This is a genomic window from Streptomyces rapamycinicus NRRL 5491 (assembly GCF_024298965.1).
In the GTDB taxonomy this organism is placed as follows: domain Bacteria; phylum Actinomycetota; class Actinomycetes; order Streptomycetales; family Streptomycetaceae; genus Streptomyces; species Streptomyces rapamycinicus.
The window spans coordinates 10,353,587-10,375,392 of record NZ_CP085193.1 but is presented as its reverse complement, the minus strand read 5'-3'; the positions used below and the strand labels follow the sequence as shown (position 1 = coordinate 10,375,392).

Here is a 21,806-nt window from a genome sequence, read left to right as displayed (position 1 = left end):
CCGGCCCCGATACCTCGACCCCCAGCGGCCGTACCAGGACCGGCTACGGGCGGGGTACGGCGATGTGCGCACCTGTGACGCGCAGCAGGTCCAGCTTGCCCGCGTCGCTGCTTCCGGTCGCCGCCGTGTAGGTGACCATGCGCAGATCCGCGCCGGCGACGATGAGCACATCGCAGTCGAGCAGGATGTCGCCGATCTCCGGATGCCGGATCGTCTTGCGGTCGGAGGTGTGCTGGGCGGCGGTCGCCCGGGTGGCCCAGTGATGGGCGAAGACCTCGGACTCCGCCCGTAGTTCCCGCACCAGGCGGGCGAGCCGGGTGTCGGCGGGGTAGCGGGAGACGGCGTCCTTGAGGTCGGCCACGATCGAGGTTTCGAAGGTGTCGGGTCCGCGCTCGGGGCGGACGCGGAGCACCGGGTCGCGGGCGGCACCGGTGCCGAACAGGGCGCGGGCGAGGTTGCGTTCGGCGGCCGGCAGGACGGTGGGGTCGCCGTGCAGGGCGCTCCACATGGCGTTCCACCACACCAGGGTCCAGTCCGCGGTGAACACCCCGATCGGGACGTCGCCCAGGCGCGCCGCGAGCCGCTGGACGCCCGGGGGCACATGGGCGCTGACCGTCCCGTCCCGCGGCGGCAGCAGTCCGGCGCTCCGGTACAGCTGGTCGCGTTCGGCGCGGGACAGCTGGAGGGCGCGGGCGAGGGCGCCGACGACCTGGTCCGACGGGTGCTTCGCGCGTCCCTGCTCCAGGCGCAGGATGTAGTCGACGGAGAGCCCGGCCAGTTCGGCGAGCTCCTCGCGGCGCAGCCCCGGGGCGCGACGGCTCGCCTTGGGGGCGAAGCCGGCGTCGGCCGGGGCGAGGCGGTCGCGCCAGGCGCGCAGGAGCGCGGCGAAGTCGGAGCGGGAGGAAGCCATGGGTTCATTCTCGCCGCGCGGCGCCGGATGAGGCTGGGTACTGCCGGTCCTAGTGACGGGGACGGCACTGGCCGGCGCCGGCGGGGGCGGCGAACGTGGAGCCGCCGCGCCCGGGCCGGGCGCCATCGGCCGACCAGTGAAGGAGCCTTCCATGCCTGCTGCGAACCACACCATCGTGATGACGGGCGCGAGCCGCGGGATCGGGCGCGTCGCCGCGGAGCACATCGTGCGCCGGTCGCCCGACGCGCACCTCCTCGTCGTGGCCCGCGCGTCCTCCGGCGCCCGGCTCGCCGAAGAGCTCGCCACGGGCGGGCGTCCGGTCTCGTACGTCCCGGCGGACCTCGGCTCGCTCCAGAGCGTCCGCTCCGCCGCCACCGGGATCCATGACCGGCTGGAGCGCGGTGATCTGCCACCGCTGCGCGGCTTCGTGGGCAACGCGGGCATGCAGTACACCAACGCGCTGACCGAGTCCCCCGACGGGTTCGAGGCCACCTTCGCCATCAACGTACTGGCCAACCACCTCTTCGTCCGGGTGCTCCAGGACCGCTTCGCCGCGCCCGCCCGAATCGTGATCACCGTCAGCGACACCCACTTCGGGGACTTCAAGCACAACATGGGCATGGTGCCCGGCCCCGCCTGGAACTCCCCCGACGTCCTGGCCCGCCCGGGGGCCTTCGCCAAGCCGTCCGGCACGGCGGGCGGGCGCACCGCGTACTCGACGAGCAAGCTGGCCGCCGTCTACCTCGTGCACGAGTACGCGCGGAGGCTTCCGGCCGGGATCGACGCCATCGCGTACAACCCCGGCTTCGTCCCCGGCACCGGTCTCGCCCGCAACGCCGGTCCGCTCTCCCGGTTCGCCATGCGGCGCGTCCTGCCGGTGATGGCCCTCACGCCGTTCGCCACCGGCCGCGGCGCGGCGGGCCGCTACCTCGCCGACACCGTGCTGGGCACGACCCCGGCACCGACCGGCTCCTACGTCGACCGCTCCCGCGTGGCGCGGTCGTCGGAGGAGTCCTACGACCCGCGGCGCGAGCGCGAACTGTGGGACGCCGTCGAGCGGTTCACCGTGACGCACGCGGGCTGAGCGGCTTGGCGCGGCGCCCGGTCACCGCAGGGTGCGGAAGGCGTCCCGCAGCTCCCGTACCAGCGTCCCGGGCCGTTCCAGTCCGGGGAAGTGGCCGCCCAGCTCCATCTCGTGCCAGGAGCGCAGATCCGTATAGCGCCGCTCGGCCCAGCGTTGGGCCGTGGGCCATGGCTCGGCCGGGAACAGTGTGCACGCGGTGGGCACGGTCACCGGCAGGGCGTTCTCCTCCTCGGCGCCGCGCGGTGTCCAGCGCAGCGCCTCCCAGTACCAGCGGGCGCTGGACGCGCCCGTCCCGGTGAGCCAGTACAGGGCGATGCCTTCGGCCTGCCGGTCAAGGCTCACTCCCCCGCCCGCCTCGGCCCGGGTGTCGGCGTAGGCGGCGAACTTCTCGCCCAGCCAGGCGGCGAGACCGGCGGGCGAGTCGAGCAGGGCGTAGCCGAGGGTCTGGGGCCGGGTGCCCATCTGGATGCCGAACCCATAGCCGTCGGCCAGGTGCAGATCGCGCCGTTCGATCATCCGCGCCTCCGCCGGGGTGGCGGTCTCCCGGTCCCGCGGCAGGGGTGCGGCCACCGGCATCGTCAGGTGCAGGCCCGCCACCCGCGAGGCGTGGCGGCGGGCCAGCTCGGTGCTGATGAACGCGCCCCAGTCGCCGCCGTGCGCGCCGAAGCGCTCGTAGCCCAACCGGCTCATCAGCGTCGCCCAGGCGTCGGCGGTCCGCGCGGGGTTCCACCCGGTCCGCGCCGGACGGCCGCTGAAGCCGAACCCAGGCAGTGACGGGACGACGACGTCGAAGGCGTCGGCCCGGTCGCCGCCGTGGGCGGCCGGATCGGTGAGCGCGCCGATGACCTGCTCGAACTCCAGGACCGACCCGGGCCAGCCATGCGTCAGCAGCAGGGGCATCGCCCCGGGCTCCGGCGACCGGACGTGCCAGAAGGCCAGCTCCAGGCCGTCGATGACCGTACGGAAGTGGCCAATGGCGTTCCACGTCTTCTCGCGGGCCCGCCAGTCCAGCTCGCGCAACGCCGCGAGGAGCGCGCGCATATGGTCCAGCGGCACACCTTGGGACGCGTCCGCCACGGTCTCCGATTCGGGCAGGCGGACCCGTTCCAGCCGCAGGCGCAGGTCTTCGAGGTCGGCGTCGGGAACGGAGATGGCAAAGGGTTCGATGTCGGGCGTCACTCCGCCCGGGGAAGAGGAAGTTGGCACGCCACGAACGCTAGAAGCGCCCCCTGGCCACGGGAATGCGCGCGATTGCCGTCCTCGGATCAGCGATTGCGGTAGGCCGACGGCCGTACGCCCGTATGCCGCAGGAACGCCGTGGACAGGGAACCCGGGCTGCCGAATCCGCACCGCGTGGCCACTTGCGCCACGGACAGCCCATCCGCCCGGAGCAGCCGCTGCGCCTCCTCGATCCGCAGCCGGGTGAGATAGCGGTGGGGCGTCTGGCCTGTGGCGTCCCTGAAGGCCCGGATGAAGTGGTACACGCTGAAGCCGGCCCCGGCCGCCATCTCCGCCACCGTCAAGGGGCCGCCCAGCCGGTCCCGCATCATCGCCACGGCCTTGTGCACCCAGGGCCCGGCGGCGCCCGGCCGGTCCGCCTGCGGTGGCCGCACCCCGTGGGTGAGCACATGCACGGCGAGGAACGTCGCCGCGGACTCCGCATACAGGTCATCGACTTCGCGGGCCGCGTCCAACGACCGCATGGTGTGCTCGACGAGCGGATCCCCCGAAGCAACCGCGGCGGCCATCCGCTCGTAGTCGACGCGCTCCCCGCCCAATTGCTCGACCGTACGGGCGACGGTGACGCGCGGAATGTGCACCTGGACGGTCCGCATGGGGACCACGGACCGGTAGCGGCGCACCGACGCCACGCCCGGAACCGCCATATCCAGCTGTCCGGGCGTCCAATGCCGCTGCCGCCAGCGCCCACCGGTACAGGTCTCCATGGCCGCGTCGCCCGCGACGGTCAGGACGAGGTGCAGATCGTCGGTGGCGGGCAACGCCACCCGCTCCACCCGCGCGGTGTGATCGAACCGCTGCAGCAGCAACGACCGCCAGCCGAGGCCGTCCCAGCTGTTGAACGTCCGCTCGACATAGGGGTTGGCGTCGAATCCGGTATACGGCTCGAGGTCGAAATCAGGGGCGTCACACACCGCATCGAGCATAGCCACGACCGTGGTCAGGCGTGGCGTGTCCACGAGCCCAGCACCATCAGCGTCTTGGTGCCGGTGACCAGGCCGGCGCGCCGCAGACCGTCGATGACCTGCTGCAGATGCTCGATGTCCCGCACCCGGACGTGTACCAGGGCGTCGGGGTCACCGGCGATGGTGAAGACGGCCTGCACCTCGGGGACCGTGTAGCAGGTGCGGACGATCTCCCCGACCGGTGTCGTACCGGCGTAGGACAGCTCCACGAACGCCTCGATGCCCCAGCCGAGCTTGGTGTGGTCGATCTGCACCGTGAAGCCCTTGATCACCCCGGCGTCCTTGAGCCGGTCCACCCGCCGCTTGACCGCGGCCACCGACAATCCCACCTCGGGTGCCATCTCGGAGAAGGTGCGCCGCCCGTCCTCGCGCAGCATGCGCAGCAACTGCCGGTCAACATCGTCGAACTCGGGCATCGGCCCTCCGCTCCGCGCCGCGCGCACCCGCGCGATCCGCACATCACACGCAAACTCTTTTAGTCAGTCCCGCGAATATCTTCGACAGTTTGCGTCTTCTCCTGGATCGGCCGCAAGTTACTTGTGCTCCTCCAGGGGATCTTGCTGTCCTTGGGCCGGACCCCAGATACGCCGAGGAGGCTCACGTGAGCACCGACCCCGCCGCGGTTTCGCTCGACGACCCCTACACGGCCCGCAGCGGCCGGGTGCTGATCTCCGGCATCCAGGCCCTGGTCCGGCTCACCCTCGAACAGCGCCGGCTGGACGCGGCGCGCGGTCTGGACACCCGCGCGTTCGTCTCCGGCTATCCGGGCTCACCGCTGGGCGGGGTCGATCTGGAGCTGGACCGGGCACGCCGCTTCCTGGACCCCGCCGGGGTGGTGTTCCGGCCGGGCCTCAACGAGGAGCTGGCCGCCACCGCCGTGGCCGGGACACAGCTGCTGGGGCAGGTGCCCGGGCGCCGCCACGAGGCGGTGACCGGGTTCTGGTACGGCAAGAACCCCGGTCTTGACCGCGCGGCCGACGCGATGCGGCACGGGACGGTGGCCGGTACGGCGTCGCTGGGCGGCGCGGTGGCCTGGATCGGCGACGACCCCGGAGCCAAGTCCTCGACCGTGCCCAGCTCGTGCGAGCCGATGTGCCAGAGCCTGGCCATGCCCCTGCTCGCGCCCGGCTCCGTACCCGAGATCCTCGAATTCGGACTGCACGCCGTGGCCCTGTCCCGGGCCACCGGGCTCTGGGCCGGGCTGAAGATCGTCGCGGATATCGCGGACGCCTCGGCGGTCGTCGACCTCGACGCCCTCCGGCCCGACATCCCCGCCCCGCCCGCCGCCCCGCGCGGCGCGCCGCCCACCCTCGTGGGCCCCGCGTCCCTGGACGCCGAGCACGACATGCTCACCCGCCGGCTGGACCTGGCGCGCGCCTACGCCCGCGAGGCCGGGCTGAACCGCATCACCTTCAGCGCCGCGCACGCCACCCTGGGCGTAATGGCCTCCGGGACCTCCTACGCCGTGGTGCGGCGCGCCCTGGCCGACCTCGGCATCGGCGAGGCGGACATGGAGGCCCTCGGTATCCGGCTGATCCGGCTGGCGATGCCGTTCCCGCTCTGCGACGAGGACCTGGTGGCCATGACCGGCGATCTGGACCAGGTCCTGGTCGTCGAGGACAAGGTGCCCTTCCTCGAAGGGCACCTCAAGGCCGCCCTGTACGGCAGCGCGGACGCGCCCGTGGTGGTCGGCCGCCGCGGCGAGAACGGCCGCCCGCTGCTCACCGCCCGGGGCACCCTCGGGGCCGAGGACGTGGCCAAGGCCCTGGCCCAGCGCATCGGCCAGGATCGGCTGCCGCGGACCGCGACCGCCCGGCTGGCCTCGCTGGCACCGCCGCCCGCGCCCCGGATCGCGCTGCCCACCGTGTCGGCGCGCACGCCCTACTTCTGCTCCGGCTGCCCGCACAACACCTCCACCCGCACCGCCGATGACACCCTCGTCGGCGCGGGCATCGGCTGCCACGCCATGATCGCCCTCGATGGCGCGGGCCGCGGCCACCAGATCGGGCTGACCCAGATGGGCGGCGAAGGCGCCCAGTGGATCGGCCTGGCCCCGTTCACCGACGACCGGCACTTCGTGCAGAACCTCGGTGACGGCACCTTCCACCACTCCGGCTCCCTCGCCGTCCGCGCGGCGGTGGCCGCGGGCGTGACCATGACGTACAAGCTCCTCTACAACGACGCCGTCGCGATGACCGGCGGCCAGCGGCCCGAGGGACGGCTGGGCGTCCCGGCGCTGACCCGCTGGCTCGCCCTGGAGGGCGTGCGGAAGGTCGTGGTGACCACCGCGGCACCGGCCGACTACCGCGGCGTACGCCTCGATCCGATCGCCACGGTGCGCCACCGCGACGATCTGCCCGAGGCCGAGCAGGAGCTGGCCGCCATGAACGGCGTGACCGTGCTCATCCATGACGACCGCTGCGCCGCGGAGGAGCGCCGGCTGCGCAAGCGCGGTCAGCTGCCCACCCCCGCCGAGAAGGTGGTCATCAACGAGCGGGTCTGCGAGGGCTGCGGCGACTGCGGGGATGTCTCCACATGTCTGTCGGTGCAGCCCGTGGACACCACCTTCGGCCGCAAGACCCGGATCCACCAGGCGTCCTGCAACTCCGACTTCAGCTGCCTGAAGGGCGACTGCCCCTCCTTCCTCCTCGTCGAGCCGAAGGCGGGGACGGCCAAGGCGGCGAAGGGCAAGCGGCCCCGCTCCGTGCCCCGGCCGCCCGTGGCCCTGACCGCGCCCACCCCGGCGGTGGCCGGGGACAGCGCGCTGCTGCGGATGCCCGGCATCGGCGGCACCGGTGTCGTGACCGTCTCACAGATGCTCCAGCGGGCCGCCCATCTCGACGGCCGCTACGCGGCCGGACTCGAGCAGACGGGGCTGGCCCAGAAGGGCGGGCCCGTCGTCAGCGACGTACGGATCTCGGCCACCCCGGTCACCGGTGCCGTGCGGGCCTCCCGTGCGACCGCGGACGTGCTCATCGGCTTCGATCTGCTCGGGGCGGCCGCCGACGCCAATCTGCGCATCGCCCGCCCCGGCCACACCATCGCCGTCGTCAACTCCGCCATCGTCCCCACCGCGGCCATGGTGACCAACCGGGTCGTCGTGCCCGGCTCACCGGACGACGCCCTGGAGCGCGTGGAGTCGGCCACCCGCCCCGGGGACAACCTCTACCTCGACGCGCAGAGCATGGCCGAGGCCCTGTTCGGCGATCACATGCCGACCAACATGCTCCTCGTCGGAGCCGCCTTCCAGCACGGCTGCATTCCGCTGACGGAAGACGCCATCGAGGGCGCGATCCGGCTCGGCCCCGCCGTGGAGAAGAATCTCGCGGCCTTCCGCTGGGGGCGCGCCGCCGCCCTCGACCCCGACGCCGTACGGCGTGCCCTGGCCGCACCGGAACGGCCGGTCCTGGAGATCACACCCGAGGCGCACACCATCGCGGGCACGGCCGCCCGGCCCGGAACGCTCCAGGACACCCTCGCCCCGCGCGCCGCCGACCTGATCGCCTATCAGGACCGGGCCTACGCCGAGCGGTACGCCGCCGAGGTGGCGGAGGTCGCCGCGCTGGCCCGGCGGCGGGCCGGTGACGAGGCGGGCGAGCGCATCGCCGTCGGCTACGCCGAGGGGCTGCACAAGCTGATGGCCTACAAGGACGAGTACGAGGTGGCCCGGCTCCATCTGGACACCGTGGAACGGGCCAGGGTCGCGGAAGAGTTCGGTGCCGATGCCACCGTCTCCGTCCTGCTGCACCCCCCGGCGCTGCGCGCGCTGGGCATGAAGCGCAAGATCCGGCTCCGCCGCACGGCGCCCGCCCTCTTCTCGCTCCTCCGCGCCCTGCGGCGGCTGCGGGGCACCCGGCTGGACCTGTTCGGATACGCCGAGGTGCGCCGCCAGGAGCGGGCGCTGATCGAGGAGTACCCGCGCCTGGTCCGCGCCGCCCTGGCCCGTCTGACGCCCGGCAACGCCGCCGCCGTGGAGGATCTGGTGCGGCTCGTCGAGGCCGTCCGCGGCTACGAGGACATCAAGCTGGCCCGGGTCGAGGAGTTCCGCACCACGGCCCGCGCGGCTCTGGACGAGCTGACCGCGACCGCCGACGCCACCGCGACCGTCTCCGTCTGACCCCGGCCCTCAGGGCCTGTCCGGGGTGGTGATCTGGCCCCGCGAGCCCAGATCACCACCCCGGACAGGCCCTGAGCCCTCTCCTCGCCCGTCCGCACCACAGGAGCGCCCCTCATGCCCGTCGACCGTCTGCTTCCCACCCGTGAGGCCGAGGACCTGCTCGACCTCGTCCGCGAGATCGCCGACAAGGAGCTCGCCCTCCGCGTCGACGGGCACGAACGCAGCGAGACCTACCCCGAGGGCCTGTTCCGCCTGCTGGGCGACGCCGGGCTGCTCGGCCTGCCCTACCCGGAGGAGTACGGCGGGGGCGGCCAGCCCTACGAGGTCTACCTCCAGGTGCTGGAGGAGCTGGCCGCGCGCTGGGCCGCCGTCGCCATCGCCACCAGCGTCCACACCCTCGCCGCCTTCCCCCTGCTCACCTTCGGCACCACCGAGCAGCGCGAACGCTGGGCGGAGGACATCCTCGGCGGCCGGCTCATCGGTGGGTACAGCCTGTCCGAGCCCCAGGCCGGATCCGACGCGGCGGCCCTGACCTGCCGTGCCGAGAAGGCCCCCGACGGCTATCGGATCAACGGCGCCAAGGCGTGGATCACCCACGGCGGCAAGGCGGACTTCTACGCGCTGTTCGCCCGCACCGGCCCCGGCAGCGACGGCATCTCCTGCTTCTTCGCTCCCGGCCACACCGACGGCCTCAGCTTCGGCCGGCCCGAGGAGAAGATGGGCCTGCACGCCATCCCCACCACCTCCGCCTTCTGGGACGACGCCCTCCTCGCCACCGACCGGCTCATCGGCGGCGAGGGCCAGGGGCTCCACATCGCCTTCCAGGCCCTGGACTCCGGCCGGCTGGGCGTCGCCGCCTGCGCCACCGGGCTCGCCCAGGCCGCCCTGGACGCCGCGGTCGGCTACGCCCATGAACGTACCGCCTTCGGCCGCAGGATCATCGACCACCAGGGGCTCGGCTTCCTGCTGGCCGACATGGCCGCCGCGGTCGACTCCGCACGCGCCACCTATCTGGACGCGGCCCGCCGCCGCGACCACGGGCGCCCGTACACCCGTCAGGCCAGCGTCGCCAAGCTGACGGCGACCGACGCCGCCATGAAGGTGACCACGGACGCCGTCCAGGTCTTCGGCGGCTACGGCTACACCCGCGATTTCCCCGTGGAGCGCTATATGCGCGAAGCGAAGATCATGCAGATCTTCGAGGGCACCAACCAGATCCAGCGGCTCATCATCAGCCGCCAGCTGGCCCCCTGACCGGCCCCACGACGGAATGTCGCACCCGGGCACGCCGGGAGGACGGGTCATGATGACCACCATGACATCGGTACGTGGAACGCGCGGGGCACGCGCGCAACAGCCGGGATCAGGTCGTACGGCAGCGGTGATGACGGTGCTGGCCGCGCTGACCGTGGCCGGTTGCGGCGGGTCGGACACGACCGACGGGGTGCCCTCGCACCGTGGGAACCCGTCGGCGTCCCGTTCCGCACAGCCCTCGGGCAGCCCCTCCGGCGATCTCGGCGCCCCGGCGAAACCGCCGGTGCCGGCGGCGGACGGGCGTGACGTCGGCGCCTGCGCGGACGGCGACTGCGCGATCGCGGTGTCCGAGCGGGTGACGGTCGGCTTCAAGGGTCCGGCCGGTCCGGCGACGCTGACCGTGAACGAGATCGGCCCGAACAAGATCACGTACACGGTGAGGTCGGGCAACAACCGCTCCCAGGGCGGGGCGAGCGGCCCCGGCCAGGGGTGCGTCACCGTGCTGCGCGACCACGGCAGCAGCAACTCGTGCGGAAGGGTGAGCACCACGCGGCCGGCCGCCCAGCCCGGCGCCGTGGTGATCCTGATGGCGGCCGGGGAGGACGGCACGGCGATCCTGCACATCGTGTCCAGGTGACCGGCTCCGGGTCAGCTCTCCACGGGCGGGATCCCCGGGGAACGGGAGTGGCGGATGCCCGCCTCGTAGGTCTCCTTGAGGTGGTGGAGGGTGTCGTCGAAGTGGCGTGCCGCGTAGGTGGCGTAGAGGATGTCGATCAGCAGCAGCTGGCCCCACTTCGAGGTGACGGACTCCCCGTACAGCCCCTCCCCCGCGACGTTGGAGGTGAACAGCGGCACATCGCTGAGCTCCGCCAGCGGGCTGTCCTGGACGGAGGTGATGCCGATGGAGGTGGCCCCGGTCTGCCGGGCCAGCCGCATGGCGTCCACGATGGCGGTGGACTTGCCGGAGTCGCTGATGCCGATGAGCACATCCCGTGGCGTCAGGATGGTGGCCAGCATGACCTGCACGCTCTGGTCGCGGTAGAGCAGACACTTCTTGCCCGCCCGGGTGAACCGCATGACCCCCTCCTCCGCGGCGATGCTGGAGGAGCCCATGCAGCAGAACACCACCGCGTCCGCTTCGTGCAGCAGATCGACGGCCCGGCTGATGGCGTCGCCGCTGACCTGCTTGGCGGTCTGGGCCAGCGTCTGGCGGCTGCTGCGCTCGATCTTGCCCACGATGGCGGGGGGCTCGTCCCCGCGCAGGATGCCCTCGTAGACGAACTCCTCGTCCCGGCCGGCGGCGGCCGACCGGGTGGCGAAGGTGGCCTCGGCGAGGCTGACGCGGAGCGAGTGATAGCTGTCCATGCCCAGCTCGCGGACGAACCGGGAGACGGTCGACTCGGCCACGCCGCACGCCGAGGCCAGCTGCGAAATGGTCATCGACTGCGCCTGCCGGGGGTGGGCCAGCAGATACTCGCCGATCTGGCGCAGGGCGCCCGGTAGGTAGGGCAGCTTGCTGGTGATGAGGTGCAGCACATTGCCGGCCTCATCCGCCGGGACAGCCATGACTCGCTCCGTGGTCTCAGGAAGGGACGGTAAGTACCCGTAGCAGATTCTCCACGGCCGCGCGGGTGGCGCGCTCCACACTCTCCCCGGTGTACCCCCCGATATGGGGTGTGGTGATCACGCGCGGGTGGTGGAACAGCTCCTGGGGCTCCGGCGGCTCCTGGTCGTACACATCGGTGGCGTACCCGATGAGCCGGCCGTCCTCGAGGGCGTCGAGGACCGCGCCGTCGTCGACCAGGCTCGCGCGGGCCGTGTTGACCAGATGGGCGCCGGGCCGCATGGCCGCGACGGCGGCCTTGTCGATCAGTGGCCGCTCGGCGGGCGGGCAGTGCAGGGTCACCGCGTCCGCGCGGGCGAGCAGATCGTCCATCGTGGTGTACGAGAAGTCCCCGGCGGGGGTGAACTCCGGGTCGGGGAAGGCGTCGAAGGCGCGTACGGACATGCCGAGCCCGAGGCCGAGCCGGACCACCCTGCGGCCGATCTGCCCGCATCCCACGACCCCGAGGGTGCGCCCGGCCACCTCGCGGCCCCGGATCCGCTGCCACCGGTCGGCCTTGAGCGCCGCGTCCTGCGGCGGGATGTGGCGCAGCCCGGCGAGCATGAGGGCGATGGCGAGTTCGGCGACGCCCTGGGCGTTGGCCCCGGCGGCGGTCTCGACGGCCACTCCCCGCTCGGCGGCGGCGGTCAGGTCGACGGAGTCGACTCCTACGCCGTTGCGGCTGATGACCTTGAGGCCGGGGGCCGCGGCCAGCACCTCGCGGGTGATCGGCTCGACCCCGGCGAGATAGCCGACGCACGAGGGCAGGAACCGCAGCTGCTCCTCGCGGGTGGGCTGGCGGCCGGGGGTGGGGAACAGCAGGTCGTAGCCCGCCGCCTCCAGGGCGGCCAGCGCGGGGTGGCCGCCCTGGGAGAGCGAACGTGGCGTGACGGCGATCCGGTTCGTCACCGCGCCCACTTCGGGTTGTCCACGACCGCCGGGGCACCGTCGCGCTCCACCACGATCTTGCGGAAGCCCTTGGTCTCGATGGTGCCGTAGTCGTGTCCGGCGTGGCCGGGGAAGGCGAAGAAGGTGATCAGCGGCTCGTCGGGCGAGGTGTTGATGGAGCGGTGGGCGTACCGGCCGGGGACGTAGACGCCCTGGCCGGGGGTGAATTCCTGCCACTGCACATCGCCCTCGGGGTTCTCCATCATCATCAGGCCCCGGCCGCGCAGGCAGTAGTAGATCTCGGCGGTGTCGAGCACGGAGTGGAAGTGGCCCTTGGTCATGAAGTACTCGTCACCGACCTTGCCCGGGTAGGTGATGCTGGTGCCGTAGGCCACCTCCCCGGAGCTCTGGGGGACGCCCATGTCGAAGAACTCGTAGACCAGGACGTCCTCTTCGGCCAGGCGCTCCGCCGCCTCCTGGTCGGCGTACATCCCGGCCATGGCGGACATGCGGCGCTGGAGCGGCTTCTTGGTCCGGGAGAGCCCGGTGGCGAGGCTGAAGTCGGTGACGACGGCCGGGCGGGGGGCGGTGGTGCTCATGCGTGCTCCTTGGTGACGTCGCGGGCGATGCGGGACAGCCGCTCGAAGACGGGGCCGTGGGTGGGGATGTCGATGTGGAAGACCTCGGCGATGACGCGGGTCCAGCCGTGGATGAAGTACAGCCAGCCGTCCACGACGCTCGGCCCGGAGGCGTCCCGCCGGGCCCGTGCCTGGTCCAGGAAGACCAGGTCGCCGCGGTAGTTGAAGTCCCAGGCGATGGCGTCGGCGGGGAACCGGGCGGCGTCGGTGAGCGGGGAGCCGGGCCGGTCCTTGCCGAGTCCGGTGGCGTTGACCACGACGGAGCCGGGGGAGAGTGTCCGCAGCTGTGCGTCGTTGTCGCTCGGCTCGGGGGCGAGCCGGTAGTCGACGGGGATGGTGAAGCCGAGGCGTTCGTGGACGGTGCGCATCTCGCGCAGCCGGGCCTCGCGGCGATTGGTGACCACGATGCGGGAGGGGACGTCGCCACCGGCCGCCTGGCGGTTGTGCAGATACAGCGTGAGGGCGAGGGAGGAGCCGCCCGCGCCGAGCAGCAGCAGCTCGCCCCCGGTGCGGGACCAGTAACCGTCGGGCACGATGGCCTCCAGGGCCAGGCCGCTGGTGACGGGGTCCATGGCGTGGCCCCACAGCTGGTCGCCGCGCTTGGAGACGCTGCTGACCTCGTCCAGCAGCTCGGTTTCGTGGCCGACGCCGTCGAAGAGTTCGTGGGCGGCCTTGTAGAGGTTGAGCTTGTGGGTGGTGACCAGCGCGCCCAGCGAGTGCGGGTCGTGCTTGATGAAGTCGACCACCTCCCGGTAGTGCTCGGGGGTGTCGTCCAGCGGGAGGTCGATGCCCTCGATGACGGCGTCGAGGTTCAGCTCGCGCGCCCACGCCGGGAAGACCTTCATGATGGAGGACTTGGTGGTGGTGACGCCGATGAAGTACATCGTCGGGCGGGCGGCGGCGTGATACGTCCGCGGCATGTCAGTTCTCCTTCGAGGAGCCGTGCGTGGTTAAGCCGGGTGGGCGGCCGGGTCAGTGCTCCTCCCAGTCCCGGGCGCAGCCCACCGCCTTCTGCCAGCCCGCGTAGAGCCGGTCGGCCCGTGCGCGGTCCATCGCGCAGTCGAAGCGGCGCTCGAGCCGGAAGGTGCCGGACAGCTCCTCCCGGTCCTGCCAGAACCCGGTGGCGAGCCCGGCGAGGAAGGCCGCGCCACGGGCCGAGGACTCGATGACGGTGGGGCGCAGCACGGGGACGTCGAGGATGTCGGCCTGGAACTGCATGAGGAAGTTGTTGGCGGTGGCCCCGCCATCGACCTTGATCTCCCGCGTGGTGAGGCCCGAGTCGGCCTCCATGCAGGTGATGACGTCGCGGATCTGGTAGGCGATGGACTCCAGCGTGGCCCGGATGACGTGCTTGCGGCTGGCGCCGCGGGTCAGGCCGAGGATGGCGCCGCGCGCGTACTGGTCCCAGTACGGGGCGGCGAGCCCCACGAAGGCCGGTACGACATAGACGCCGTTGGTGTCGGGGACGTTGAGGGCGGCGTACTCGGTGTCCTCGGCGTCGTAGACGATCTGGAGCTCGTCGCGCAGCCACTGGATGGAGGCGGCGGCCACGAAGATCAGCCCTTCCAGGGCGTATTCGACGCCGCCGTCCACGCCCCAGGCGATGGTGGTGAGCATGCCGCTGCCGCTGAAGACGGGGCTGTCACCGGTGTTGAGGACCAGCGAGGCCCCGGTGCCGTACGTGGCCTTCACCGAGCCCGGGTCGAAGCACGCCTGGCCGAACAGCGCGCCCTGCTGGTCGCCTACGGCCGAGGCGACCGGGATCCGGGCGCCGAGCAGCACCGACTCATCGGTGTGGCCGTAGAGCTCGCTGGTGGGACGCACCTCGGGGAGGATCTCGCGGGGGATGTCGAGCTCGTCGAGCAGCCGCTGGTCCCAGTCCAGCCGGGTGATGTCGAACAGCATGGTGCGCGAGGCGTTGGTGTAGTCGGTGACGTGTGCGGCGCCGCCGGTGAGGTTCCAGATCAGCCAGGAGTCGACGGTGCCGAAGGCGAGTTCGCCGCGCTCGGCGCGCTGCCGTGCGCCGGGGACGTTGTCGAGGATCCACTTCACCTTGGTGGCGGAGAAGTAGGCGTCGATGATCAGCCCGGTGGTCCGCTGGACGTACTCCTCCAGGCCGCGGGCCTTGAGCTCCTCGCACAGCGCGGCGGTGCGGCGGTCCTGCCACACGATGGCGTGGTGCACGGGCTCTCCGGTGGCGCGGTCCCAGACCACCACCGTCTCGCGCTGGTTGGTGACACCGATGGCGGCGATGTCCTCGGAGCCGCACTCGGCCTGGGCCAGCACCTGCTTGGCGACGGTGACCTGGGTGTTCCAGATGTCGAGCGGGTTGTGCTCGACCCAGCCGGGCTGCGGATAGATCTGCGGGAACTCCTGGCTGGCGACCGCGGCGATGTCGCCCGCCTTGTCGAAGAGGATGGCCCGGATGCTGGTGGTGCCGGCGTCGAAGGCCATGACATAGCGGTGGGTCATGGATGTCACCTGCCTTCTGCCGGGGCGGGGCGCGATGTGGTGGCGTGGGGGTCGCCGTCGAACGTGACCATGGCCTTCATCCCGGCCCCGGAGGCCGCGTAGCCGAAGGCATCGTGGATCTTCTCCAGTGGGAACACCTCACTGACCAGTGGTGACAGATCGACGCGGCGCTCGCCGACCAGCCGCAGACAACGGCCGTAGTCGCCGTTGGTGGAGCCGGTCGTCCCGGTCAGGGTGAGGCCCTTGTAGTGCACGGCGTTGGTGTCGAGCGGGATGGTCCGCGCGGCGCCGAGGCCGGCGAAGTAGTTGAGCCGGCCGAGCGGGGCGAGCAGTTCGGCCGCCTGCGCCTGCACCTGGGGGTCGGACACGGCCGTGATGACCACGTCCGCGCCCCGGCCGCCGGTATGCTCGCGCACCACCTCGGCCAGGTCCTGTTCGCGTACCCCGACACACACATCGGCGCCGAGCCGGGCGGCGAGGTCCAGACGGGGCCGGCTGCGGTTGGAGATGATCACCTTGCGGGCCCCGGCGAGCTTGCCGAGCAGCACATGGAACGCCCCGATGGGGCCCGCGCCGGTGATGACCACGACGTCCTCGGGGCCGACCCGCAGCCCGCGCTGCCCGCTGTAGCAGCAGGAGAACGGTTCCACCAGGGCCGCCTCGGCGTACGAGACGCCCTCGGGGATCTCGAAGACGTTGCCGCGCTGGACGGCGAAGCCGGGCACCCGCAGCAGCTCCTGGAAGCCGCCGTCGATGCTGATGCCGAACGCCTCGTAGTCCGGGCACATGTTGTTGTAGCCGTGGCGGCACATGTCGCAGCGGCCGCAGCCCACGTTCGGGGTGACGGTGACCCGCATGCCCGGGTGGAACGCGGTCACCCGCGGCCCGGCCGCCACCACGTCCCCCGCCACCTCGTGGCCGAGCACCCGCGGCTGCCCGTCGCGGATCTTGAAGTGGCCGTGCTTGAAGATGCGCAGGTCGGTGCCGCAGATGGAGGCGGCCCGGACCCGCACCAGCAGGTCGTCGCCGACGACGGTGGGCTCGGCCACGTCCTCGACCGCCAGCTCCCCCGGCCTGCGCAGAACGGCGGCCCTCATGACGCACCTCCGACGACACCCGGCCGGATGAGCTCGGCCTGGGCCTGGTCGGCGACCGCGAAGACGACCTTGTTGTACCAGGTGCGGCGCTCCAGCATGTCGGCGAACATCGCCGGTGCCTCCTCCAGGCTCGGGGTGTGGCTGATGAGCGGCGCCACCTTCAGATCGCGGCCCAGGTGGTGGACCACCATGTCCCATTCGCTGCGCCCGGCCGGGGTGATCCTGGAGTTCCAGGTGCCGTAGACGCGCAGCTCACGGCGGAGGATCGAGGAGACCAGGGCGCGCGGCAGGGTCAGGTCACCGGAGATGTCGCCCAGGAGCGTCACCTGGCCGAGCGGGGCCGCCGCGGTGATGGCCTGGACGAGGGTGGCGGGCAGACCGCTCGCCTCCACCGCGCAGTCCACGCCCCGGCCGCCGGTCAGCTCCCGGACCGTGTCCACGGTGTCCCCGGCGGACGCGTCGATGACCGGGAAGCCGAGACCGGCCATGACGGCGCGCTTGCGCTCGTCCACATCGGCCACGTACACCTCGCTGGCGCCCAGGATGCGCAGCCACTGGGCGGCCAGCGCCCCGATGGGACCGGCCCCGATCACCAGCGCGGTGGCGTGCGCGGGCAGCTGGAACTTCAGCATGGCGTGCAGGGCGACCGCGGCGGGCTCCACCATGGCGGCGTGCACCAGCGGCACATCCCGCGCCACCGGCACCAGATTGGCCTCGGGCACATGGAGGAACTCGGCCATGGCGCCGTCGCGCCGCGACCCGTAGTAGTCGTAGCCGGAGCCGACGGCGTACTCGCCGATCTGGGTCATCGGATCCGCCGGATCGGGCAGGAGGGGGAAGACCGCGGCGCGGTCCCCGGGGCGGAAGCGGCTTCCCTCCGGCACCTCCTCGACCACGGCGGAGAACTCGTGGCCCAGGACGAGCGGATAGTGATACGCCTTCCCGCGGCCGAACCTCAGCACGTCCGAGCCGCATACGCCCACACCGCCGACGCGGACGAGGACGGAGCGGTCGCCCACGGGGGCGGGGGCCGGGATGTCGGTGAGGGTGAGGACGCCCTCGGATTGCAGTACTGCTGCCTTCATCGCTTGGTCCGCCTCAGACTTCCATGCCGTAGCGGTGTGCCTTGTGCGTCGGGTAGAGCGCGATCTGGGGGATGGTGACGTCGGGCGTGCGGGTGGCCACGTAGAGGGACACCTCGGCGACGTTGTCGACGTCGATGCAGCTGGCGTGGATGCCCTCGGCGAGCTCCTTGTCGTCCAGCCAGCCGTCGAGGTAGGCGGGGATGTCGCCGTCGTACAGGCCCTTGTCGATGATCTCGGTCATCGGGGTCTTGACGTGGGACGGGTTGATCACCGTCACACCGATGTTCTTCTCCTTGCCCTCAAGGAGAATGTTCTTGCTGAATCCCATCATCCCGTGCTTGGAGGCGCGGTAGGGGCTGTGGCCGGGGCCGGATGCCAATCGGGCCGAGGACGAGCCCATATTGATGACGCGCCCGCCGGTGGGCTGCCGCTCCATGATGCGGAACGCCTCGCGGCAGCACAGGAAGACCGCGGTCAGATTGGGGCCGATGGTCTTGTTCCACTCCTCCAGCGTCACCTCGGTCACCGGGGGTGAGAGGGAGTCGCGGCCCGCGCTGTTGACGAGGAGATCGACCTGGCCCCACTCCTCCATGGCGGTCCGGAAGAAGCTCTGGACCTGCTCCTCCTCGGTGACATCGGCCTCGATGCCCACGCAGGCGCCGCCCTGGGACTGGATGGAGCCGACGACCTGCTGGAGTCGCTTGCCGTCGATGTCGACCAGGAGGACCTTGGCCCGGTTGGCCGCGAAGATCCGGCCGACGGCCTCGCCGATGCCGGAGGCGCCACCGGTGATGATGGCGACCTTGCCCTCCAGCGCGGTGCCGGGGGCGGGTTCGTAGGTGGTGGTCATGCTGTCCCTTTGGGGTGTGTGGGTGGGTGTTCGTAGGTGGTCTTCGGGAGGTGTTTCAGGAGTCGGTCTTCGGGAGGGGTCTTCGGGAGGGGCCTTCAGAAGGTGGCCGAGGCGGCGATCTCGGCCGCGCCGCGGGCGTTGCGCCCGATGGCCTCGTACTCCCCCTCGGCCAGCAGCGCCGTACTGGCGATCCAGGTGCCGCCGCAGGCGGCCACGTGCGGCCGGCTGAGATAGTCGGGGAGGTTGTCCGGTGTGATACCGCCGGTGGGCATGAACGCCATCCCGTCGTACGGAGCCGCCATGGCGTCCAGCAGCCGCAGTCCGCCCGACGCCTCGGCCGGGAAGTACTTCACCAGCGACAGTCCCCTGGCCACGGCCGCCTCGACACCGGTGGGGCTGTTGATGCCGGGGACGACGGGGATCTTCCGCTCCAGGCAGTGGTCCACGACGTCCGGGTTGAAACCGGGCGCCACCACGAACTGGGCTCCCGCGTCGATGGCGTGGTCCACGGTGGTGCGGTCCAGGACCGTACCCGCGCCGACCAGCAGCTCGGGGTGGCGGGCCCGCAGGGTGGCGATCCCGTCCCGGGCGGCCGGGGTGCGGAAGGTGATCTCGGCGACCGGCAGTCCCGCCCCGAGCAGCGTCTCGCCGAGCGGGTCGGCGTGGCGTACCTGGGGCAGGGTGACGACCGGGACGACCCGGACGCGGCGCAGTCGGCCGAGGAGTTCGGTGGGGTTCATCGGTCCTCTTTCGCGGTGGGGCCGCCCGGGGTGAGGACGTAGGCGTCGCCCACCCGCGGCACGGTCCAGGACAGTGGCGTGGCGCGGCGGCGCAGTGCGTCGCGGGCGTCCTCCGGGTCGACGGTGTTGAAGTCGAACAGGCCGAAGTGGTGGCAGAGCAGGTGCGGGATCCCGGCCGCCTCGCACAGCTCGGCCGCCTCCCGGACGGTGAAGTTGCCGGGGACGCCGTTCTCGGTGCGGTGGCGGTCGCGCCCGTTCACGGGCAGCAGCGCCACGTCGGCGCGGAGTGTGCGCAAGCGCTCGGGCTGCCCGTCGTACGGGACGCAGTCGCCGGAGTGGTAGACGCGGACACCGCCGACCGTGAGCACATAGCCGAGGAAGCGGTGGTCTCCGTTCTCGTCCTGTTCGAGGTGTTCATGGGCGGCCGGGACCGGTTCGACGGTGACTCCGCCGTCCAGTTCCACGCGCTCACCCGCGGTGGTCCCGGTCAGCCGGGCGGCGGGTACGCCACGCTCCAGGGCCCGGGCCCGCTCGGCGCGCGGGACGACGAAGCGCGGATCGTTGTGCGGGAGCAGGGCCCGGATGGTGCCCGGGTCCATGTGGTCGGTGTGTCCATGGGTGCACAGCACCGCGTCCACCCCGCGGATGGCCTCCGGTGCCACCGGGGCGGGGTGCATCCGGCGGTGCGGGAAGAGCTTGCCGCGGTACTTCTCGGCGAGGGTGTCCGAGAGATACGGGTCGATCAGGATCAGCCCGCCGCGGTGGCGCAGGGCGAATCCGGCCTGCCCGAGCCACCACAGCGTCACATCGTCCGGTCCGGCCTCCGGCGGGGCGGTGAAGGTGCCGGTGAGGGGGGTGCCGGAGACGGGGCGCACGGCGGGCCGTGTGGTGTTCATGCCTGCTCCCGGTGGGTGGGGGTGGGGTCGCTGGGTGCGGTCACGGGGTGCCCGCCGGGGATCTGCCGTCGAGCTCCGCGGGGTCCAGCGCTCCGGTCATCAGGGCGACGGCGTCGGGCATCGAGATGTCGGAGGTGCGCACCAGGGCGACGCGCCGGCCCAGCCGCTGGACGTGGATGCGGTCGGCGACGTCGAAGACATGCGGCATGTCGTGGCTGATCAGGATGACCGGCACGCCCCGGCTGCGGATTTCGCGGATGAGGTCGAGCACCCGCTGCGACTCCCGCACCCCGAGCGCCGCCGTCGGCTCGTCCATGATGATCACCCGGCTGCCGAAGCAGGCGGCGCGTGCCACGGCGACGCCCTGGCGCTGCCCGCCGGAGAGCGTCTCCACCGGCTGGGAGAAGTTCTGGATGGTCAGCAGCCCGAGGGAGGTGAGCAGTTCCCGGGTCTCCTCGCGCATCCCCTTCTTGTCCAGCAGCCGGAAGACGCTGCCGAGCGGGCCGGACCTGCGGCGCTCACGGCCGAGGAAGAGGTTGGCGGGAATGTCCCGGGAGGGCGCGACGGCCAGGTTCTGGTAGACGGTCTCCAGTCCGTGGTCCCGCGCGTCCAGGGGGTTGCGGAACCGCACCGGCTCCCCGAAGAGGCGGATCTCCCCGGCGTCGGGGACCTCCGCCCCGGAGAGGCACTTGATGAGCGTCGACTTGCCGGCTCCGTTGTCGCCGATGACGGCGAGGACCTCACCGGCCCGCAGCTCCACATCGGCCCCGCCGAGGGCGGTGACATGTCCGTAGCGCTTGACCAGGCCGCGCGCCTGGAGGGCGAGTACGTCGGTGGTGGTGTTCCGGGGATCGTTCCGGGGATTCATGCCGCCACCTTCCGGATCCACTGGTCGGCGGCGACTGCCACGATCACCAGGACACCCACGGTGAAGACCTGCCACAGGGCGTCCACTCCGGACAGCGCGAGTCCGCTGCTGAACACGCCCACGATGAGGGAGCCCAGCAGGGTGCCGAGGACATGGCCACGGCCGCCGAAGAGGCTGGTGCCGCCGATGACGACGGCGGTGATGGACTGGAGGTTGAGGTTCTCACCGGCCTGCGGGCTGACCGAGCCGATCCGCCCGATGAGGAACCACGCGGCCAGGCCGCAGATCAGCCCCGCCACCACATACACGCTGAGCAGCACCCGGCCGGTGCGGATCCCGCTGAGGCGGGCCCCCTCACGGTTGTCGCCCACCGCGTGCAGATGGGCGCCCCACGCGGTGCCCCGCAGCAGATAGGCCACGGCGGCGAAGCAGCCGATCATCATCAGCGAGCTGTAGGTGACATCGGTGCCCAGGACATTGATGGAGCGGCCCGGCCAGCTCAGCAGGGGCGGCACGTCCTGGGCCCGGATGGTCTCGCTCCGCGAGTAGAAGAGGGTGAGGGCGGAGAAGACGCTGAGGGTGCCGAGCGTGGCGATGAACGGCGGAATGCGGAACCGGGTGACCAGCACACCGTTGAGTCCGCCGCAGACGCCGCCGATGACGACACCGAGCAGCAGGGCCAGGGGCACCGGCAGACCGTGGTCCACCGCCAGCTTGCCCATCACCACGGAGGCGAGCACGGTGATGGCCCCGACCGACAGATCGATGCCCGCGGTCAGCACGATCAGCGTCTGGGCGATGCCGACCATGCCGATGATCTGCACCTGCTGGACGATCAGCGAGATATTGAGCGGATCGCTGAACCGGGACCCCACCCACACGCTGAAGAACAGCGAGGCGAGGAGCAGCACGATGAGGGGGCCGAGCAGCGGCTTGGTGTGCAGGGCCGCCTGTCCGCGGGCGAGCGCTCCGCGCGCCTGCGGCCGGGTGGTGGGAGGGTCTGCGGCGGTTGGCGGGAGGGTGTCGTGCACCACGGTCAACTCCTGGAAACGGTAAGGGATTTGTGGATGTGCCGGACGTCCGCCGGGTGGGCCCCGGCG

The 21,806-nt window shown here is 71.9% G+C and carries 20 protein-coding genes; 4 read left to right on the top strand and 16 right to left on the bottom strand.

Translation table 11 applies throughout. The features are described from left to right. Positions 1–43 precede the first annotated feature (43 nt). Positions 44–910 carry a helix-turn-helix transcriptional regulator gene (locus LIV37_RS43060; protein WP_020873356.1) on the bottom strand — a complete coding sequence of 289 codons (867 nt, stop codon included), beginning with the start codon at positions 908–910 and terminating at the stop codon, positions 44–46. 151 nt (positions 911–1,061) lie between these two features. On the opposite strand from LIV37_RS43060, the gene LIV37_RS43055 reads away from it, so the two are divergent. Continuing rightward, positions 1,062–1,994, top strand: a complete 933-nt coding sequence (locus LIV37_RS43055) for an SDR family NAD(P)-dependent oxidoreductase (RefSeq protein WP_020873355.1) — start codon at positions 1,062–1,064, stop codon at positions 1,992–1,994. Between the two features lie 21 nt (positions 1,995–2,015). Here the strand turns inward: LIV37_RS43055 and LIV37_RS43050 are convergent, their stop codons facing one another. From LIV37_RS43050 to LIV37_RS43040, 3 genes are read right to left on the bottom strand one after another with little or no spacing between them, the layout of a single operon-like run. Beyond that, a complete protein-coding gene (locus LIV37_RS43050) occupies positions 2,016–3,200 on the bottom strand; it encodes an epoxide hydrolase family protein (RefSeq protein ID WP_243146050.1) in 1,185 nt (394 codons plus the stop codon). A gap of 59 nt (positions 3,201–3,259) precedes the next feature. Then, positions 3,260–4,192 carry a helix-turn-helix domain-containing protein gene (locus tag LIV37_RS43045; protein ID WP_020873353.1) on the bottom strand — a complete coding sequence of 311 codons (933 nt, stop codon included), beginning with the start codon at positions 4,190–4,192 and terminating at the stop codon, positions 3,260–3,262. Continuing rightward, a complete protein-coding gene (locus tag LIV37_RS43040) occupies positions 4,174–4,614 on the bottom strand; it encodes an Lrp/AsnC family transcriptional regulator (RefSeq protein ID WP_020873352.1) in 441 nt (146 codons plus the stop codon). Before LIV37_RS43040 ends, LIV37_RS43045 begins: the two co-directional genes overlap by 19 nt. A 185-nt stretch (positions 4,615–4,799) precedes the next feature. Between LIV37_RS43040 and LIV37_RS43035 the strand changes: the two genes are divergently transcribed. The 3 genes from LIV37_RS43035 (at position 4,800) to LIV37_RS43025 (ending at position 10,206) form a co-directional block, all read left to right on the top strand. After that, entirely contained in the window at positions 4,800–8,315 is a 3,516-nt protein-coding gene (locus LIV37_RS43035) for an indolepyruvate ferredoxin oxidoreductase family protein (protein ID WP_020873351.1), read from the top strand. A gap of 114 nt (positions 8,316–8,429) precedes the next feature. After that, entirely contained in the window at positions 8,430–9,569 is a 1,140-nt protein-coding gene (locus LIV37_RS43030; protein ID WP_020873350.1) for an acyl-CoA dehydrogenase family protein, read from the top strand. A 130-nt stretch (positions 9,570–9,699) separates the two neighbouring features. Continuing rightward, a complete protein-coding gene (locus LIV37_RS43025; RefSeq protein WP_020873349.1) occupies positions 9,700–10,206 on the top strand; it encodes a hypothetical protein in 507 nt (168 codons plus the stop codon). Between the two features lie 11 nt (positions 10,207–10,217). Here the strand turns inward: LIV37_RS43025 and LIV37_RS43020 are convergent, their stop codons facing one another. From LIV37_RS43020 to LIV37_RS42965, 12 genes are all read right to left on the bottom strand, one after another. Further along, entirely contained in the window at positions 10,218–11,135 is a 918-nt protein-coding gene (locus tag LIV37_RS43020; protein WP_020873348.1) for a MurR/RpiR family transcriptional regulator, read from the bottom strand. 16 nt (positions 11,136–11,151) lie between these two features. Next, on the bottom strand, positions 11,152–12,081 hold the full coding sequence (locus LIV37_RS43015) for a phosphoglycerate dehydrogenase (protein WP_121824945.1): 930 nt from the start codon (positions 12,079–12,081) through the stop codon (positions 11,152–11,154). Then, the gene (locus LIV37_RS43010; protein ID WP_020873346.1) at positions 12,078–12,659 is read right to left on the bottom strand and encodes a glucose-6-phosphate isomerase; all 582 of its coding nucleotides are present in this window, start codon (positions 12,657–12,659) and stop codon (positions 12,078–12,080) included. The genes LIV37_RS43015 and LIV37_RS43010 overlap by 4 nt, the downstream gene beginning before the upstream one ends. Beyond that, positions 12,656–13,618 carry a hypothetical protein gene (locus LIV37_RS43005; RefSeq protein WP_020873345.1) on the bottom strand — a complete coding sequence of 321 codons (963 nt, stop codon included), beginning with the start codon at positions 13,616–13,618 and terminating at the stop codon, positions 12,656–12,658. The genes LIV37_RS43010 and LIV37_RS43005 overlap by 4 nt, the downstream gene beginning before the upstream one ends. Positions 13,619–13,670: 52 nt before the next feature. Continuing rightward, the gene (glpK, locus tag LIV37_RS43000; RefSeq protein WP_020873344.1) at positions 13,671–15,170 is read right to left on the bottom strand and encodes a glycerol kinase GlpK; all 1,500 of its coding nucleotides are present in this window, start codon (positions 15,168–15,170) and stop codon (positions 13,671–13,673) included. A gap of 5 nt (positions 15,171–15,175) precedes the next feature. Beyond that, positions 15,176–16,267 (bottom strand): zinc-dependent dehydrogenase, encoded by a 1,092-nt coding sequence (locus LIV37_RS42995; RefSeq protein WP_020873343.1) that lies wholly within the window; start codon positions 16,265–16,267, stop codon positions 15,176–15,178. Then, positions 16,264–17,352 (bottom strand): galactitol-1-phosphate 5-dehydrogenase, encoded by a 1,089-nt coding sequence (locus tag LIV37_RS42990; RefSeq protein ID WP_020873342.1) that lies wholly within the window; start codon positions 17,350–17,352, stop codon positions 16,264–16,266. The genes LIV37_RS42995 and LIV37_RS42990 overlap by 4 nt, the downstream gene beginning before the upstream one ends. A gap of 13 nt (positions 17,353–17,365) precedes the next feature. Further along, a complete protein-coding gene (locus tag LIV37_RS42985) occupies positions 17,366–18,202 on the bottom strand; it encodes an SDR family oxidoreductase (protein WP_020873341.1) in 837 nt (278 codons plus the stop codon). A gap of 95 nt (positions 18,203–18,297) precedes the next feature. Beyond that, entirely contained in the window at positions 18,298–18,942 is a 645-nt protein-coding gene (gene eda / locus LIV37_RS42980; protein ID WP_020873340.1) for a bifunctional 4-hydroxy-2-oxoglutarate aldolase/2-dehydro-3-deoxy-phosphogluconate aldolase, read from the bottom strand. Beyond that, a complete protein-coding gene (locus LIV37_RS42975) occupies positions 18,939–19,838 on the bottom strand; it encodes an MBL fold metallo-hydrolase (protein WP_020873339.1) in 900 nt (299 codons plus the stop codon). Before LIV37_RS42975 ends, eda begins: the two co-directional genes overlap by 4 nt. A 40-nt stretch (positions 19,839–19,878) precedes the next feature. Continuing rightward, positions 19,879–20,706, bottom strand: coding sequence for an ATP-binding cassette domain-containing protein (locus tag LIV37_RS42970; protein ID WP_020873338.1), 828 nt, complete (start codon positions 20,704–20,706; stop codon positions 19,879–19,881). Then, positions 20,703–21,740: an ABC transporter permease gene (locus LIV37_RS42965; RefSeq protein ID WP_020873337.1), complete on the bottom strand. Its 1,038-nt coding sequence runs from the start codon at positions 21,738–21,740 to the stop codon at positions 20,703–20,705. Before LIV37_RS42965 ends, LIV37_RS42970 begins: the two co-directional genes overlap by 4 nt. Positions 21,741–21,806 lie beyond the last annotated feature (66 nt).